This window comes from Martinezella multihospitum, from assembly GCF_900094585.1.
GTDB classification, from domain to species: domain Bacteria; phylum Pseudomonadota; class Alphaproteobacteria; order Rhizobiales; family Rhizobiaceae; genus Rhizobium; species Rhizobium multihospitium.
The window spans coordinates 460,174-476,017 of record NZ_FMAG01000003.1 but is presented as its reverse complement, the minus strand read 5'-3'; the positions used below and the strand labels follow the sequence as shown (position 1 = coordinate 476,017).

The following is a 15,844-nucleotide window of genomic DNA, read 5'->3' as shown; positions in this document are numbered from 1 at the left end:
ACCCGCTTAAAAATTGGGAGTAATAATATGAAGAAGTATCTTCTGTCGGCGGTGGCTTTGTCGGCGATGATCGCTTTCGGCGGCGTTGCGAAGGCCGACATTATCGTTGGCGTCGGTGGTCCTTTGACAGGCCCGAATGCTGCGTTTGGCGCGCAGCTTCAGAAGGGTGCAGAGCAGGCAGCTGCAGACATCAATGCAGCCGGCGGTATCAATGGCGAAAAGATCAAGATCGAACTCGGCGACGACGTCTCCGATGCCAAGCAGGGCGTTTCGGTCGCGAACAAGTTCGTCGCTGACGGCGTGAAGTTCGTTGTCGGTCACTTCAACTCGGGCGTTTCCATCCCGGCTTCGGAAGTCTACGCTGAAAACGGCATCCTGCAGATCACTCCTGCTTCGACCAACCCGCAGTTCACCGAGCGCGGCCTGTGGAACACCTTCCGTACTTGCGGTCGTGACGACCAGCAGGGCGAGGTTGCCGGCAAGTATATCGCCGACAATTTCAAGGGCGCCAAGGTTGCCGTCGTTCACGACAAGACCCCATATGGTCAGGGCCTGGCCGATGAAACCAAGAAGAACCTCAACGCTGCTGGCGTGAAGGAAGTTCTTTATGAAGGCATCACCCCCGGCGACAAGGACTACTCGGCCCTGATCGCGAAGATGAAGCAGGCTGGCGTCGACTTCGTCTATTACGGCGGTCTGCACACCGAAGCCGGCCTCATCATGCGCCAGATGGCGGACCAGGGTGTGAAGGCTCACTTCATGTCGGGTGACGGTATCGTTTCGAACGAGCTGGCCTCGATCGCCGGCGACGCCGTCGATGGTACGCTGATGACCTTTGCTCCGGACCCGCGCAAGAACCCGGCTTCGGCCGATCTCGTCGCGAAGTTCCGTGCTGCCGGCTACGAGCCGGAAGGCTATACGCTGTACTCCTACTCCGCCCTTCAGGTCATCGCTGAGGCCGCCAAGGCTGCCGGCTCCAACGACCCGATGGCCGTTGCCGACGCAATCAAGGCAAAGGGTCCGTTCAAGACCGCTATCGGCGACCTCGGCTTCAACGCCAAGGGCGACATCACCCGTCCGGACTATGTCATGTACAAGTGGTCCAAGGGTTCCGACGGCAAGTACAACTACGCCGAAATTTCGAAGTAAGCTTTGCTATGCCGGTTTTCCGGCATAGGCAAGATCAGGGAAGCCCGGCCATAGGCCGGGCTTTTTCATATCTGCGATATCGGTTCGCCATTTCCTTCATGCCGAAGCTGCTTTAAGTCTCCCCTGTATTGGCAGGAGGATCACAGCATGAGCAAACCCCGTATTCTCGTGACCCGGCGCTGGCCATCGGCGGTCGAGGCGGTGCTTTCGGAGCGTTTCGACACCACTTTGAACAAGGATGACGCAGCACTCGATGCGGAGCAGCTGCGCGAGGCGCTGCTCACCTGTGACGCCGTCTTGTCGACCGTTTCCGACAAGCTTCCAGCCACGCTTTTCGAGGGGGGTATCCGCTCAAAGATCCTCGGCAATTTCGGCGTCGGCTTCAACCACATCGATATCTCTGCCGCCAAGGAAAGAGGCGTAGTCGTCACCAACACGCCAGGCGTGCTGACGGACTGCACGGCCGATATCGCCATGCTGCTGCTTCTTTCGGTTGCCCGGCGGGGCGGCGAAGGCGAGCGCGAGGTTAGGGCCGGCGTCTGGACCGGCTGGCGGCCGACGCATCTCGTCGGCACCAAAGTCACGGGCAAGACAGTCGGCATCATCGGCTTCGGCCGTATCGGCCGTGCCTTCGCGCAGCGCTGTCATTTCGGCTTCGGTATGGATGTTGTCTTCTACAACCGCTCTGCCATCGATCCCATGGAAGCTTCGCGCTATGGCGCCATGCAACTACAGACCATCGAGGATGTTCTGGAGGTCTCCGACTTCGTCTCGCTGCATTGTCCGGGCGGCGCGGAGAACCGCCATCTGATGAATGCGGCTCGCCTTGCCGCCATGAAGCCCGGCTCTTTCCTGATCAACACGGCAAGGGGCGATGTGGTCGACGAGGCGGCGCTGATATCGGCATTGGAGCAGGGAGCGATCCGTGGTGCCGGTCTCGATGTCTATGAAGCGGAGCCGCATGTTCCCGAACGGCTGCGGACAATGGAGAATGTCGTTCTTCTGCCGCATCTCGGTAGCGCCACGGAAGAGACCCGCACGGCCATGGGCATGAAGGTTGTCGACAATATCACCGCCTTTTTTGCCGGGCGAGAGCCGCCGGACCGCGTGGTCTAGGCAGAAACACGGAAACCCAGACTGCGATACGGCGTCGCCGGACAGGTGGTGCGTCCATAAGGTACGGCGTCAACCACTCGAAGTGCTTTCATGTATGCCGTTTTCCGGCAAGGAGGAACAGTGTCTGAGAATGACTATGATGCGTTCGCAGCCGCCTATCAGGCCGACAACGAGAACAATGCCTGGAATGCGTATTATGAGCGGCCTGCAATTCTCTCGCTCGCCGGGGATGTGGCCGGATTTCGCGTCCTCGATGCGGGTTGCGGTGGCGGGGCTCATGCCGCCGCCCTCGTCGATCGGGGAGCGGTCCTGACCGGTGTCGATGCGAGCGCCGGCCTGCTCGAAATCGCGCGGCGTCGCCTGGAAGGGCGGGCACGATTGTTGCTGGCCGATTTGAACGAGCGATTGCCTTTCGAAGACGGCGCCTTCGATTTGATCGTGGCCTCGTTGGTCATGCATTATCTGCGCGATTGGTCGCGGCCTCTTTCGGAGTTCAGGCGCGTCTTGTCCGATGGCGGCCGCCTGATCTTTTCGACGCATCATCCGTTCATGGATCATGATCCGGCCAGCGGTGAGAGCTATTTCGGGACCTATAATTTCAGCGAGACGTGGCACCGCGGCGGCAAGGACATCACCATGCGATTTTGGCATCGGCCGCTCCATGCCATGTTCGATGCGCTGAGATCGGCCGGATTTCGGATCGATGTGGTGAGCGAGCCGCAGCCGGACCCCAAGGTCAGCACCCTTTTCCCGGAGGCCTACAAGAGCCTGACGACCAAGCCGCGCTTCCTCTTCTTCTCGGCGGTGAAGGTGTAGATGCGCTTCGCAGGCAGAGCTTTTTATGATCTGCTTCCGATATCTGTTCGGCCCACTGAAACTCACTGCCTTTCTTTTCGGCGTTTGACGAAAAATGCGGCTGATGTGGCCGGTTTCAGGCCAATATCGCGGGAGATCGCATAAGGCACAGGAATTGCTTGCATTTATTCCTTGCCGGGCTTCAATGGCCGGGCTTTGGCATGACGTGATGTGTGGAGAGGCTGATGGCAATGATGGCGGCAGGCACGAGACCGCAGCGGGCGCGGGGTCGCGGCCATCTTGCGGCGAAGTCGCTTGGCGGCCGTACGCGCCTTGCCGAGCTTTTCCAGGAAGGAGCGGCCAAGATCAGGCTGCCGGAAACCTTCGATCATTCGATGGAGGCGGTCATCATCAACACCGCCGGCGGTCTCACCGGCGGCGACCGGATGAATTGGAGTGTCGTTGCCGGGCCGGGTACGCGCATCGATGTGACGACGCAAGCTTGCGAGAAGATCTACAAGGCTTCGATGGGCACGGCCGAGGTTGAAACCTCGATCAGGGTCGGTAGCGGCGCTCGGGTCGATTGGCTGCCACAGGAAACCATCCTGTTCGATCGCGCCTCGCTTTCACGTGCATTGAATGTCGAGCTTGACGAAACGGCCGAATTCCTTGCCGTCGAGGCGATCCTGCTCGGGCGGAAAGCCATGGGCGAGGCGATGGAGCAGGGGCTGTTTCGCGATCGCTGGCGTATCCGTCGCGGCGGGCGGCTGGTTCATGCCGAGGAGCTGCGTCTGGATGGCGACGTGGCGGCATTGACGGCCAAGATGGCCGTGTTGAACCGCCAGGTTGCCTTTGCGACCCTGCTTTACGTCGGGCCACTGGCGGAGACCTATCTCGGCCGGATCAGGCCGCTTCTTGAAACGCATATGGGTGGCGCCAGCCATTGGGGCGGCAAGCTCGTCGTGCGGCTCGTCGCGCCCGACGGTTTCGCACTCAGAAAAATCCTTATTCCGATCATTTCCGCCTTGCGCAATGGAGCGCCTGTGCCGAAAGTCTGGAACCTGTAGTCCCCGAAGCCGGATGATTTTAGACCTGCTTGACCTAAAATCATCCGGCTCCAAAATCAAACGAGTAGAGCATGATGCCGTCCGAAAACCGTTCACACTTTTCGGTATCATGCTCTGGAAACAGCAATCCCATAGGTAGGCGATGAACCTCACTCCGAGAGAAAAAGACAAGCTGCTGATTTCCATGGCGGCGATGGTGGCGCGGCGGCGGCTGGAGCGCGGCGTCAAGCTCAATCATCCCGAAGCCATCGCGCTGATCACGGATTTCGTGGTCGAAGGCGCGCGCGACGGCCGGCCGGTTGCCGAGCTGATGGAGGCCGGTGCCCATGTCATCACCCGCGATCAGGTGATGGAGGGAGTTGCCGAGATGATCCATGATGTTCAGGTCGAGGCGACATTCCCCGACGGCACCAAGCTCGTGACTGTCCATGAACCGATCCGGTGAGATTGCGATGCTGGAGCTGAGGCCCAATTGCGAATGCTGCGACAGGACTTTGCCTCCGGAAAGCAACGAGGCGATGATCTGCACGTTCGAGTGCACCTTCTGCGCCGACTGCGCCGGCAGAGTATTGGGTGGCGTCTGTCCCAATTGCGGCGGTAACTTCGTCCGGCGCCCGATCCGCCCGGCGTCCTTGCTCGTCAAATATCCCGCTTCGACCAAGCGTATTCTGAAAGCTGAGGGATGTGTGCCCGTACGGGCCGCATGAGGAGAAAACCATGATCCCAGGTGAAATCATCGCCGCAGGCGGCGACATCGAACTCAATGCCGGAGCGCCGACCATAACGCTCGAGGTTTCCAATACCGGCGACAGACCCGTGCAGGTCGGCAGCCATTATCATTTTGCCGAGACCAATGCCGGGCTTTCCTTCGAGCGCGAGAAGGCGCAGGGGATGCGGCTCGATATTCCCGCCGGAACCGCCGTGCGTTTCGAGCCGGGGCAGACGCGTTCGGTGACGCTGATCCCGCTGTCCGGCAAGCGTGAAGTCTACGGCTTCCGCCAACTGGTCATGGGTAAGCTTTAGAGCTCTGGGGGTGATGTCGATGAAATTGCTCGCGTCTGCGGCGGCTCTTGCCGCGGTCCTGGTCTGCGGTCCAAGCCTTGCGCAGAACAATCCGGACGAGCCTAAAATCGATTGCGCCAAAGCGGAGGCGCAGACGGACCTGAATATTTGCGCGGCACTCGATTTCGACGCAGCCGACAAGGCGTTGAATGCGCAATACAGGAAGACGCGCGCGGCGATGGTTGCCATCGACGCGGATCTCGACAACGACATGAAGGGCGCGGAAAAGGCGCTCCTCAAGGCGCAGCGGGCCTGGGTGGATTATCGCGACGGCGAATGCGAGGCCCAAGGGTTCCAGGCGCGGGGCGGCTCGATGGAGCCCATGCTCGTGTCCGGCTGCAAGGCGGACCTGACGAAGAGCCGGACCAAGGAATTGAAGGACCTCGCCGATGGACCGGAGGGCAATCAGTGAGTTCCAGGCGTAGCGTGATGATCGTCGGCAATGGTGAGGTGGCGGCAGGTGCCGCAGCCGTCATCGATGCTGCCGATCTCGTGATCCGTTTCAACGATTGCCGCTCGATGGGGGCCGGCGGCAGTCGGACCGATGTCGTTGCGGTGTGCAATACAGGCCGGCCGGCGCGCGCCATGCTCGGCTCGGCCGAATGGCGCAAGAGCCCTGCCGTTGCTGCCGCGTCGGAAATCTGGAGCGTGCGCGATCCGATCAAATTCGCGGCGCTGCGTGCGCCGCTAGCGATCTCGCATCCCGAGCTCGACGATTTCTGCGACGATTATACCGACCAGTTCACCGCCTTCTGTCAGGCAACCGGCAAGCGGCATGTCGTGATCGGTCAATCCATTCACGAAGGTGTCGATGCGGCACTCGCAGAGCATGATCCGGGCTCCTACGTGGTGCCGAGCAGCGGCCTGATCGTGATCGCCGAGGTGATAGCACGCCATCCCGACGATGATATCGCCATTACCGGCTTCAGCCACACCGGCTGGGAAGAACATCCCTTCGCCGCCGAGAAACGGCTGGTAGACGCCTACATATCCCTCGGCCGCCTGAGGCGACTTGCCGACACGAACCTCCTCTCTGCCTCCCAAGGAGATTGATTGATGCCCTACAGGATTTCCCGCGCCGCCTATGCCAGCATGTTCGGACCGACCGTCGGCGACAAGGTGCGTCTGGCCGATACCGAATTGTTCATCGAGGTGGAGAAGGATTTCACCACCTATGGCGAGGAGGTGAAGTTCGGCGGCGGCAAGGTCATCCGCGATGGCATGGGGCAGAGCCAGGTGACGCGGGCAAACGGTGCTGTCGATACCGTCATCACCAATGCGCTGATCCTCGATCATTGGGGGATCGTCAAGGCGGATATCGGCTTGAAAGATGGCCGCATCGTCGCGATCGGCAAGGCCGGCAATCCGGATACGCAGCCCGGTGTCAACATCATCGTCGGACCGGGCACGGAAGCAATTGCCGGTGAGGGCAAGATCGTCACCGCCGGCGGTATGGACAGTCATATCCATTTCATCTGCCCGCAGCAGATCGAGGAAGCCCTGATGTCGGGCATCACCACCATGCTTGGCGGCGGCACCGGGCCAGCGCACGGAACGCTCGCGACCACCTGTACGCCAGGGCCTTGGCATCTGGCGCGCATGATCGAATCCTTCGATGCCTTTCCGATGAATATCGGCCTTTCGGCCAAGGGCAATGCGTCTTTGCCCGCCGCTTTGGAGGAAATGGTGCTCGGCGGCGCCTGCGCGCTCAAGCTGCATGAGGATTGGGGCACGACGCCGGCGGCGATCGACTGCTGCCTCAGCGTTGCCGACGAATACGATGTGCAAGTGATGATCCACACGGATACGTTGAACGAAAGCGGCTTCGTCGAGGATACGATCGGTGCCATCAAGGGTCGCACCATTCACGCCTTCCACACGGAAGGCGCGGGCGGGGGCCATGCGCCCGACATCATCAAGATCTGCGGCCAGTCGAACGTCATCCCGTCTTCGACCAATCCGACGCGACCCTATACGGTTAATACGATCGCGGAGCATCTGGACATGCTGATGGTCTGCCATCACCTGTCGCCGTCGATTCCCGAGGATATCGCCTTCGCGGAAAGCCGCATCCGCAAGGAGACGATCGCCGCGGAGGATATTCTCCACGATATCGGCGCCTTCTCGATTATTTCGTCCGACAGCCAGGCCATGGGCCGCGTCGGTGAAGTGGCGATCCGCACCTGGCAGACCGCTGACAAGATGAAGCGCCAACGTGGCCGTCTGGCGCAGGAGACGGGCGACAACGACAATTATCGTGCGAAGCGCTACATTGCCAAATATACGATCAACCCGGCGATCGCGCACGGCGTCAGCCATGAGGTGGGTTCGATCGAGGTCGGGAAGCGTGCCGATCTGGTACTCTGGAATCCGGCCTTCTTCGGCGTGAAGCCGGAAATGGTCCTGCTCGGCGGCTCCATTGCCGCGGCGCCGATGGGCGATCCGAACGCATCGATTCCGACGCCGCAGCCGATGCACTATCGGCCGATGTTCGGTGCGTACGGCAAGAACCGGACGAATTCTTCAGTGACCTTCGTTTCTCAGGCCGCGTTCGATGCCGGGCTTGCCGGCAAGCTCGGCGTCGCCAAGACGTTGTTGCCCGTCAGGAACACCCGCGGCGGCATTTCCAAGGCATCGATGATCCACAACAGCCTGACGCCGCATATCGAGGTGGATCCGGAAACCTATGAAGTGCGGGCCGATGGCGAGCTTCTGACCTGCGAGCCGGCAACCGTGCTGCCGATGGCGCAGCGCTATTTCCTTTTCTGAGGATATTTCGGCCCTTAATTATCGGCGGATATGAAAACCCCGGTTTTCCGGGGTTTTTCTCATGCTGCGCACTGGGTGCAGCAATATCAATGACATGACATGGTGGCGCTGCTATCGCGCATTTCTATTAGCAAACTGGATTTTGCGGATGCACCTTCCCGGCTGTTCACAACTTGGGAAATGCACCGCATTTTAATCATTCCATTAAAGACCTGGAAGCGTCTTCACCCCTATCTCACATGATTGAAATAGTGGGCTGAGGAAGGTGAATCGCATGAAGCAATGGATTTCGCTGCAGGCCGAGCTCGGTAATTTTCAGCAGCGACGTGCGATTTTTATTTTCGCGCTTAAGATGAGTTTCGTTGCGGTCATCATGTCGCTGGGGATCATCCTGGTGCTGCTTTTTGTGCTGCAGTGGCTCGATCTTCTGCCACTGCCAATTTTCGAGGCGATGCGCTTTGGTGTTCTGCTGGCATGGATCATCGGAGGCACCGTGTCCGGCGCGCTCGCGGTGCTGGCAGGCTTTTCCATTCACAGGCTCGCGGTCTCCCGTGCCGAATTCGAGCAGTTGAGCCGCACCGATATGCTGTCCGGTCTGCTCAATCGCCGTGCCTTCACCGAGGCGTTGAATATGGCCGGAGACGGCACCTCGCTGGCGATTTTCGATCTGGATCGGTTCAAGACGATCAATGATCGTTTCGGGCATGCATCCGGTGATGCGGTGATCGTTGCGGTGTCGCGGCTGTTTTCCGATGCCTTCACCGGAGAAGACGTGATTGCCCGGCTTGGCGGTGAGGAATTCGGCGTCATCATTCATGGCGGGGATACGGCCGAGCGTATCGCGCGCGTTGAGGAGATCAAGGAGCAGATCGCTGAACATTCGATCGCTATTGAAGGCGGGTCGGTAAAGATCACCATTTCCGCCGGGATTGCCGACATCGGCGGGGATCGCAAGACGGAGACCGTCTACGCCGCCGCCGACAAGGCGCTCTATCTTGCCAAGACGCTCGGCCGCAACCGTGTCATGCACGAGCGCGAGCGGCTGTCGCAGGTCTGGCATCGCTGCGCCACGGAGCAGGAACAGGAAGCAACCACGGATGTCAGGGAGTTGCAGCGCTATGTGCAGCGGATGTGAGCGGCGCGCGCGTCATTGATGCTTGCGCGGGCAGCGACTATTTTGCATGGTCTGACAGAGCATTGAACTGGAACAGCCATGCAACGCGTTACCTCCTATCTGCCGGCCGGCACCCCTTCCTCCAATCCGATCGATCGCGTCGTCCTGCCGCATGATCTCAGGCATCTGCGCCGCAAACTGCTGCATCTCGAAAATGGCGAGATGGTCATGCTCGACCTCAAGGAACCTGTGCTGTTTGCCAGCGGCGATCTGCTGGTGCGCGAGGATGGCGAGCTAATCGAGATCGTTGCAGCAGACGAAAAGCTTTTCGAGATCCGTCCGCGCGATCGCCGACATCTGATCGAGCTGGCCTGGCATCTCGGCAACCGGCATCTCTCAGCGCAGATCGAGGAGGAGCGTATCCTGATCCTGCGTGACCATGTGATCCGGTCCATGCTTGAGGGGCTGGGGGCTGTCGTGACCGAAGTCAGCGAGCCTTTCCAGCCCGCGCGGGGCGCTTACCACGCCCATGGCGGCCATTCGCATGGCCACGACCACCATCATGGCCATGATCACGGGCACGATCACCACAAGCATTCGCATGATTGATCATCGATGACTGGTACGACGCTCCCGGAAGATGACGATCTGCAGGCGCTCCTGCGGCTGATGGCTTGGCTGTCGCCGGCGTTTCCTGTCGGATCGTTCGCCTATTCCGGCGGCCTCGAGCGTGCGGTGCATGATGGCCTGGTGCGTGACAGCACCGGCCTCAGCGATTGGATTGCTGCGCTCATCGAGCATGGTTCTGCGTGGAATGATGCAGTGCTGCTGGTCGAGGCGCATCGTGCAGGTGCGGATGGGTCGCGGCTGGCGGCCGTTGCGGAGCTTGCCGAGGCACTGGCCGGCTCGAAGGAGCGGCATAACGAGACCATGCTGCTTGGAGACGCCTTTCTCTCGGCAGCTACCGCCTGGCCGCACGCGATCTTTTCCGCACTCCCGGTAAGAATGGCTTATCCGGTTGCTGTCGGTGCAATTGCCGGCGCGCATCGCATTTCTGCGGAAAAGGCGGCTGCTGCCTTCCTGCATGCGCTGGCCTCACAGATGGTATCTGCCGGCATTCGCCTCGGTGTCAGCGGGCAGAAAGATGGCGTCGCCATTCTGGCGCGGCTGGAAGATCTCTTCGCCGCGGTGGCGCGACGGGCGGCGCAATCCAGTCTCGACGATCTTGGGGCGGCGACCGTGCAGGCCGATATTGCGAGCCTGCGCCATGAGACCCAGGGCACGCGGCTCTTCCGGTCATGATGAGCGCCATCGGAAAAATACTGAAATCGAAGCATGACCTACGTCATTCGCCACTGTGCGGCAGCCGGGTGCTTCGTTATGCTAGAGCTGTTTCGCTTTTCTTCGAATTGCGAAAATGCTCTATCCCTTTGTTTTTACGCAATTCCGGACGGAAAACCGCTACGCACTTTTCCTGGAATTGCTCTGTCGCTTTATCGGAGTTGCGAGCATGAAATCGAGACATGGACCCTTGCGCGTTGGCATCGGCGGCCCCGTCGGTTCGGGCAAGACGGCGCTGACGGAGAAGCTGTGCAAGGCGATGCGCGACGACTATTCCGTCGCCGTCGTCACCAATGACATTTACACGACGGAGGATGCGGAGGCGCTGGTGCGGATGCAGGCGCTGCCATCCGACCGTATCGTCGGCGTCGAAACGGGCGGCTGCCCGCACACGGCGATCCGCGAGGATGCGACGATCAATCTGCAGGCCATTGCCGGCCTGAATGAGCGGCTTCCCGATCTCGACGTCGTTTTCATCGAATCCGGTGGTGACAATCTGGCCGCAACCTTTTCGCCTGATCTCGCCGATATCACCATCTATGTGATTTCGGTGTGCCAGGGCGAGGAAATTCCGCGCAAGGGCGGCCCCGGCATTACCAAGTCGGATCTTCTCGTCATCAACAAGAAGGATCTGGCGCCTTTCGTCGAGGTCGATCTCGAGGTGATGGATCGCGATGCCACCCGCATGCGTCAGGCCCGCCCCTTCGTCTTTTCCGACATGAAGCGGGGCGAGGGCGTCGGCAGGATCGTCGACTTTCTAAAGGAACAGGGCGGCCTTTGAGCCGCCCCGTGATTATCCCGCGCATCTGTTGAGACTGTTCTATTCTGCCGCGAAAGGCGGCAGCTTCAGGACATTCGTGCCCACGGACCTGCTTCTTCCATCCTTGTTTTCGATGGCCTCCAGCCGCTCTTCCAGATTGGTGAGCGACTGGCGGTTTTCGTTGACAGCGACGGCCAAGCCTTCCTTGGTCACCACCTCGTCATCGGCATCCTTCCTGCCGACAAGCCTGCCGAAGAGGTAGCCGAGCAGGCGCGACAGGTCGTCCATGATCAGGAAGAAGGACGGCACGACCACCAGGCTGAGCACGGTGGAGACGATGATGCCGCCGATGACCGCAATCGCCATCGGTGCACGGAAGGAGCCGCCTTCGCCAACGCCGAGCGCTGACGGCAGCATGCCGGCCGACATGGCGATCGACGTCATGATGATCGGACGGGCACGCTTGCGGCCGGCTTCGACGACCGCTTCCAGCCGCGGCATGCCCTGGTGCATCATTTCGATGGCGAAATCGACGAGCAGGATGGCGTTCTTCGTCACGATGCCCATCAGCATCAGAATGCCGATCATGACGGGCATGGACAGCGCATTGCCGGTCATGATCAAGGCCAGCGCCACGCCGCCGATCGCCAAGGGAAGCGACAGCAGGATGGTGAAGGGCTGGATCACATCCTTGAACAGCAGGATGAGCACGGTCAGAACGAGCATGAGGCCGAGCAGCATGGCGTTGCCGAAGCTCTGCTCCATCTCCTTCTGAACCTTGGTATCGCCGCTTTCGGCCAGATGGACCGTTGCCGGGATCTTGGCGTTGTTGACGATATTGAGGAAGTGTTCGGATGCCGTATCCAGCGCCACGCCTTGCGGCAGGTCGGCACCGATCGCGACGACGCGGAAACGGTTGTTGCGCTTGATGGAGGAGAGGCCCTCCGAATAGTCGATGTCGGCCACGCTCGATAGCGGCACGGTTGTGCCGGTGGATGCCTGGCCGGTGGTGCCCATGGACGTCTTGATGCGCAACGCACGGATTGCCGCCAGATCTCGGCGCATGCCGAGCGAGGCCTGAACGCGGATCGGGATCTGGCGATCATCGAGCGAGATCTTCGCAAGCGAAGCGTCGATATCGCCGATGGTCGCGACACGGATCGTATCCGAAATCATCTGTGGCGTGATGCCGAGGCGCGCTGCCTCGTCCTTACGCGGGAGGATCTGCAGCTCGGGCCGTGGCAGGGCGCCGTCGGCGCTGACATTGGCGAGCGCCGGATCGGCGCGCAGCTTGGCTTCCAGAATGCCGACGGCCTGATTGAGATCCTTTTCGCTGCGCGAGAGGAAGTTATAGGTCAGGTCGCGGTCGCCACGGTCGTTCAGCTTGGTGATGCGGACGTCCGGAATGGAACTCAGCTTCGCAAAGACTTCCTTTTCGATTTCCCATTGCGGGCGCACGCGGCCATGGACGGCAACCTTCGGCAGGTAGGGGCCGATGACAGGTGTCGAGCCGAGCAAGTCATTCACCAGCTTCTTCGTCAGCGACTGGTCGAGCTTGCCGAGCGTCAGCGTCACGGTGGCGCGGCGCAATTCCAGATCGCCCTTCGGCGAGGCGCCGCCGAGCACGAAGACGCTTTCGACGCCGTCGATACCCTTCACGCGCCGATAGATCTCGTTGGTCGCCTGTTCGGTATCGTCGAGCCGGGCGTTTGGCGGCAGTTCCGCCGACAACACGATGCGCGAGGAGTCTTCCGGCGGGATGAAGCTGCCGGGGACGAACATGATGAGAGCGAAGACCGACGCGACCGAGAAGGCGAAAGCGGCAAGCAGCGTCGGATAACGCGTGTACCACTTTTTCGTCGTCACCCGTACCAGCCAGCTATAGCCACGCATGAAGCGGCCGTCATTGTCGTGATGGTCGTCGACGCCATCCTCGGCGCGCATCAGATAGGCGGCCATCATCGGCGTGATCAGACGCGCGACCAGCAGTGAGAAGAACACCGAGAAGGCGACGGTGAGGCCGAACTGGATGAAGTACTGGCCCGGAATGCCCGGCATGAACGAGACGGGTACGAAGACCGCGATGATCGTGAAGGTCGTCGCAATGACGGCGAGACCGATTTCGTCTGCAGCGTCGATGGCGGCACGATAGGGCGTCTTGCCCATCTTGATGTGGCGCGCGATGTTCTCGATTTCGACGATGGCATCGTCGACGAGAATACCGGTTGCCAGCGTCAACGCCAGGAAGCTGACGAGGTTCAGCGAGAAGCCGATCTGGTTCATGACCCAGAATGTCGGGATCGCGGAGAGCGGCAAAGCGACCGCCGATATCAGCGTCGCACGCCAGTTCCGCAGGAACAGGAACACGACGATGACAGCCAGTATGGCGCCTTCGATCAGCGTATGCATCGCGGATTCGTAGTTGCCATAGGTGTAGTAGACGGCGTCGTCGATCTTCTCAATCGACACATTCGGGTTTTCGGCGCGTACCTTGTCGAGCGTATCGGACACCAATTGCGCCACAGTCACTTCGCTGGCGCCCTTGGCGCGGAATACGCCGAAGGTGACGACGGGCGCGCTGTTGAAGCGCGAAAAGGACTTCGGCTCCTGATAGGTATCCTTGATGGCGCCAAGGTCGGAAAGTTTGACGAAGCGGCCGTTGGTGAGCGCGATCGTCGTATCGGCGAGCTGGGCGACATTGCGGGCGTCGCCAAGCACGCGGATCGCCTGCTCGCTGCCAGCGACCTGGCCGCGGCCGGAGCCAAGGTCGATATTGGTGCTGCGCAGCTGCTGGCTCACCGAAAGCGCGGTGATGCCATAGGCGTTCAACTTGTTGGGATCGAGCTCGATGCGCACTTCGCGATCGGCGCCGCCATAACGGTCGACGCGGCCGATGCCCGGCTTGCCCTGCAAGGCGCGCTTGACCGTATCGTCCACGTACCAGGACAGTTCTTCGAGCGTCATGTTGGGCGAGGACACGGCGAAGCTCTGGATCGCCTGGCCGACGACATCGACCTTGGAGACGATCGGCTCATCGATGGTCGATGGCAGGTTGCCGCGGATGCGGTCGATGGCGTCCTTGGTGTCCTGGACGGCCTGCTCCGTCGGCACTTCCAGCCGGAAGACGACGACGGTCTGCGATTGGCCGTCGGTGATCGTCGATTGGATCTCGTCGATGCCGTTGATACTGGCAACGGCATCTTCAATCTCCTTCGTCACCTGCATTTCGAGCTCGGCCGGCGAGGCGCCGCTCTGCGTCACGGTGACATTGACGATCGGCACGTCGATGTTCGGGAAGCGGGTGATGGGCAGATTGAAGAAGGCGTGCGCGCCCACCACCATCAGCAGGAAGAAGCCGAGGAGCGGGGCGACCGGATTTCGGATGGACCAGGCGGAGAAGTTCATCTTGCCGTTCTCGCTCAGTTGGAGGCTTGCGACGTATCGCGGACCGGCGTGATGTGGTCGCCGTCGCGAACATAGGCTCCGGCCTTGGCGACGACATCATCACCGGCTTTCAGGCCCTTGACGATCTCGACATAGCCTGCGTCCTGAATGCCGGTCTCGACGCTCACGAACTTGACCACGCCGTTTTCGACCTTGCGGGCGGAAGAACCGTTTTCCTCGCTGTTGACCGCCGTCAGCGGCAGCGCGACGCCATCTGCCTGGCGAATGATGATCTCGGCGCTGCCGTACATGCCGGCGCGGGCCTTCTCGCCGTCGTCGATCGTGATATGCACCGCACCGAGGCGGGTGACGGGGTCGACGATCGGGGCGACGAGACGAACGGTTCCGGCAAGCTTCTCGCGGCTGCCTGAAAGCGCGATCAAGGCCTTCTGTCCGTTCGTGATCTTGGTGATATCGCTCTCGGACACATCCACCACCAGTTCGAGCTGGCTGTCGCGGATGATGGTGAAAAGCGGATCGCCATTGCCGTTGGCGATGGCTCCGACGCGGGCGTTGCGCGAGGCGACGGTGCCAGCGACCGGGGTCTTGATGCCGGTGCGGGCAAGCTTGAGGTCGGTATCGGCGATCTGGCTATCGGTGACCTTCAGGTCGGCTTCGGCAACGGCGATCGCCTGCTCGGCGGAAACGACGCGCGCCTTGTTGGCGGCGGCGGCCGCATTCGCCTGTTCCACCGAGGAGGTCGACATCGTGCCCTTGGCGCCCATGGTGACGGCGCGGATGCGCTGCAATTCGGCCTCTTCGGCATTGGCGCGGGCTTCGGTGAGTTGTGCGTGCAATTGTGCAAGGCTTGCTTCGCCCTTGGCTCGCGTCGCCTGCATCTGGCTCTTCTGTAGGATCAGAGCGTCGTCGTTCAGCGTGGCAAGCGTACTGTTTGCCGCGACCTTGTCACCGACATCTGCATTCAGCGAGCGGATCGAGAGGCCGTCCACCTGCGGCTGGATATAGACCTCTTCGACGGCCTTCACCGTGCCGGTCGCGACGACCTTGTCGGTCAGGTGGCGCATGGAGGCTGTCGTGATGACGATTGCGGGCAGGTTCTGCTTCGGCGTCGTAACGGCGGGTTGCTCCGCCAGGGCAGCGGGTGCCGCCAGCAGGGAAAGCAGGATGGCAGTCGTGCTCAGAAGTCTAAACGGCGTGAGGGCCATGCGTCCGGTTCCAGTTCGGCATTTGGTCAAAGGGATTTCGCTGTTTTTCCCGTCGCGAACA

16 protein-coding genes are annotated in these 15,844 nt (G+C 60.9%); 14 read left to right on the top strand and 2 right to left on the bottom strand.

All coding sequences use genetic code 11. The features are described from left to right. Nucleotides 1-27 precede the first annotated feature (27 nt). The 14 genes from GA0061103_RS13925 (at nt 28) to ureG (ending at nt 11,194) form a co-directional block, all read left to right on the top strand. Nucleotides 28-1,149 carry a branched-chain amino acid ABC transporter substrate-binding protein gene (locus GA0061103_RS13925; RefSeq protein ID WP_092712063.1) on the top strand — a complete coding sequence of 374 codons (1,122 nt, stop codon included), beginning with the start codon at nt 28-30 and terminating at the stop codon, nt 1,147-1,149. Between the two features lie 147 nt (nt 1,150-1,296). Further along, nucleotides 1,297-2,265: a 2-hydroxyacid dehydrogenase gene (locus tag GA0061103_RS13920; protein ID WP_092712062.1), complete on the top strand. Its 969-nt coding sequence runs from the start codon at nt 1,297-1,299 to the stop codon at nt 2,263-2,265. Nucleotides 2,266-2,385: 120 nt separating this feature from the next. Beyond that, nucleotides 2,386-3,081 (top strand): class I SAM-dependent methyltransferase, encoded by a 696-nt coding sequence (locus GA0061103_RS13915; RefSeq protein WP_092712802.1) that lies wholly within the window; start codon nt 2,386-2,388, stop codon nt 3,079-3,081. 224 nt (nt 3,082-3,305) lie between these two features. Further along, the gene (locus tag GA0061103_RS13910) at nt 3,306-4,127 is read left to right on the top strand and encodes an urease accessory protein UreD (RefSeq protein WP_092712061.1); all 822 of its coding nucleotides are present in this window, start codon (nt 3,306-3,308) and stop codon (nt 4,125-4,127) included. A 142-nt stretch (nt 4,128-4,269) separates the two neighbouring features. Continuing rightward, complete coding sequence (locus GA0061103_RS13905; protein ID WP_092712060.1) at nt 4,270-4,572, top strand: urease subunit gamma; 303 nt, start codon at nt 4,270-4,272, stop codon at nt 4,570-4,572. A 7-nt stretch (nt 4,573-4,579) separates the two neighbouring features. Next, complete coding sequence (locus tag GA0061103_RS13900; protein WP_092712059.1) at nt 4,580-4,834, top strand: DUF1272 domain-containing protein; 255 nt, start codon at nt 4,580-4,582, stop codon at nt 4,832-4,834. Nucleotides 4,835-4,844: 10 nt separating this feature from the next. Next, a complete protein-coding gene (locus tag GA0061103_RS13895) occupies nt 4,845-5,150 on the top strand; it encodes an urease subunit beta (RefSeq protein WP_092712058.1) in 306 nt (101 codons plus the stop codon). A gap of 19 nt (nt 5,151-5,169) precedes the next feature. Continuing rightward, nucleotides 5,170-5,601 carry a lysozyme inhibitor LprI family protein gene (locus GA0061103_RS13890; RefSeq protein ID WP_092712057.1) on the top strand — a complete coding sequence of 144 codons (432 nt, stop codon included), beginning with the start codon at nt 5,170-5,172 and terminating at the stop codon, nt 5,599-5,601. Between the two features lie 17 nt (nt 5,602-5,618). After that, nucleotides 5,619-6,242, top strand: a complete 624-nt coding sequence (locus tag GA0061103_RS13885) for a Urease operon accessory protein (RefSeq protein ID WP_092712056.1) — start codon at nt 5,619-5,621, stop codon at nt 6,240-6,242. Between the two features lie 3 nt (nt 6,243-6,245). After that, nucleotides 6,246-7,958 (top strand): urease subunit alpha, encoded by a 1,713-nt coding sequence (gene ureC, locus GA0061103_RS13880; RefSeq protein WP_092712055.1) that lies wholly within the window; start codon nt 6,246-6,248, stop codon nt 7,956-7,958. A gap of 274 nt (nt 7,959-8,232) precedes the next feature. After that, nucleotides 8,233-9,093 carry a GGDEF domain-containing protein gene (locus GA0061103_RS13875; RefSeq protein WP_092712054.1) on the top strand — a complete coding sequence of 287 codons (861 nt, stop codon included), beginning with the start codon at nt 8,233-8,235 and terminating at the stop codon, nt 9,091-9,093. Nucleotides 9,094-9,171: 78 nt separating this feature from the next. Beyond that, complete coding sequence (ureE, locus tag GA0061103_RS13870) at nt 9,172-9,681, top strand: urease accessory protein UreE (RefSeq protein WP_092712053.1); 510 nt, start codon at nt 9,172-9,174, stop codon at nt 9,679-9,681. 6 nt (nt 9,682-9,687) lie between these two features. After that, the gene (locus tag GA0061103_RS13865) at nt 9,688-10,374 is read left to right on the top strand and encodes an urease accessory protein UreF (protein WP_092712052.1); all 687 of its coding nucleotides are present in this window, start codon (nt 9,688-9,690) and stop codon (nt 10,372-10,374) included. 208 nt (nt 10,375-10,582) lie between these two features. Next, complete coding sequence (ureG, locus tag GA0061103_RS13860) at nt 10,583-11,194, top strand: urease accessory protein UreG (protein WP_092712051.1); 612 nt, start codon at nt 10,583-10,585, stop codon at nt 11,192-11,194. A gap of 39 nt (nt 11,195-11,233) precedes the next feature. Here ureG and GA0061103_RS13855 read toward each other — a convergent pair whose 3' ends face one another. Both GA0061103_RS13855 and GA0061103_RS13850 read right to left on the bottom strand, forming a co-directional pair. Next, entirely contained in the window at nt 11,234-14,578 is a 3,345-nt protein-coding gene (locus tag GA0061103_RS13855; protein WP_092712050.1) for an efflux RND transporter permease subunit, read from the bottom strand. Between the two features lie 14 nt (nt 14,579-14,592). Then, the gene (locus GA0061103_RS13850; RefSeq protein ID WP_092712048.1) at nt 14,593-15,783 is read right to left on the bottom strand and encodes an efflux RND transporter periplasmic adaptor subunit; all 1,191 of its coding nucleotides are present in this window, start codon (nt 15,781-15,783) and stop codon (nt 14,593-14,595) included. Between the last annotated feature and the right edge of the window lie 61 nt (nt 15,784-15,844).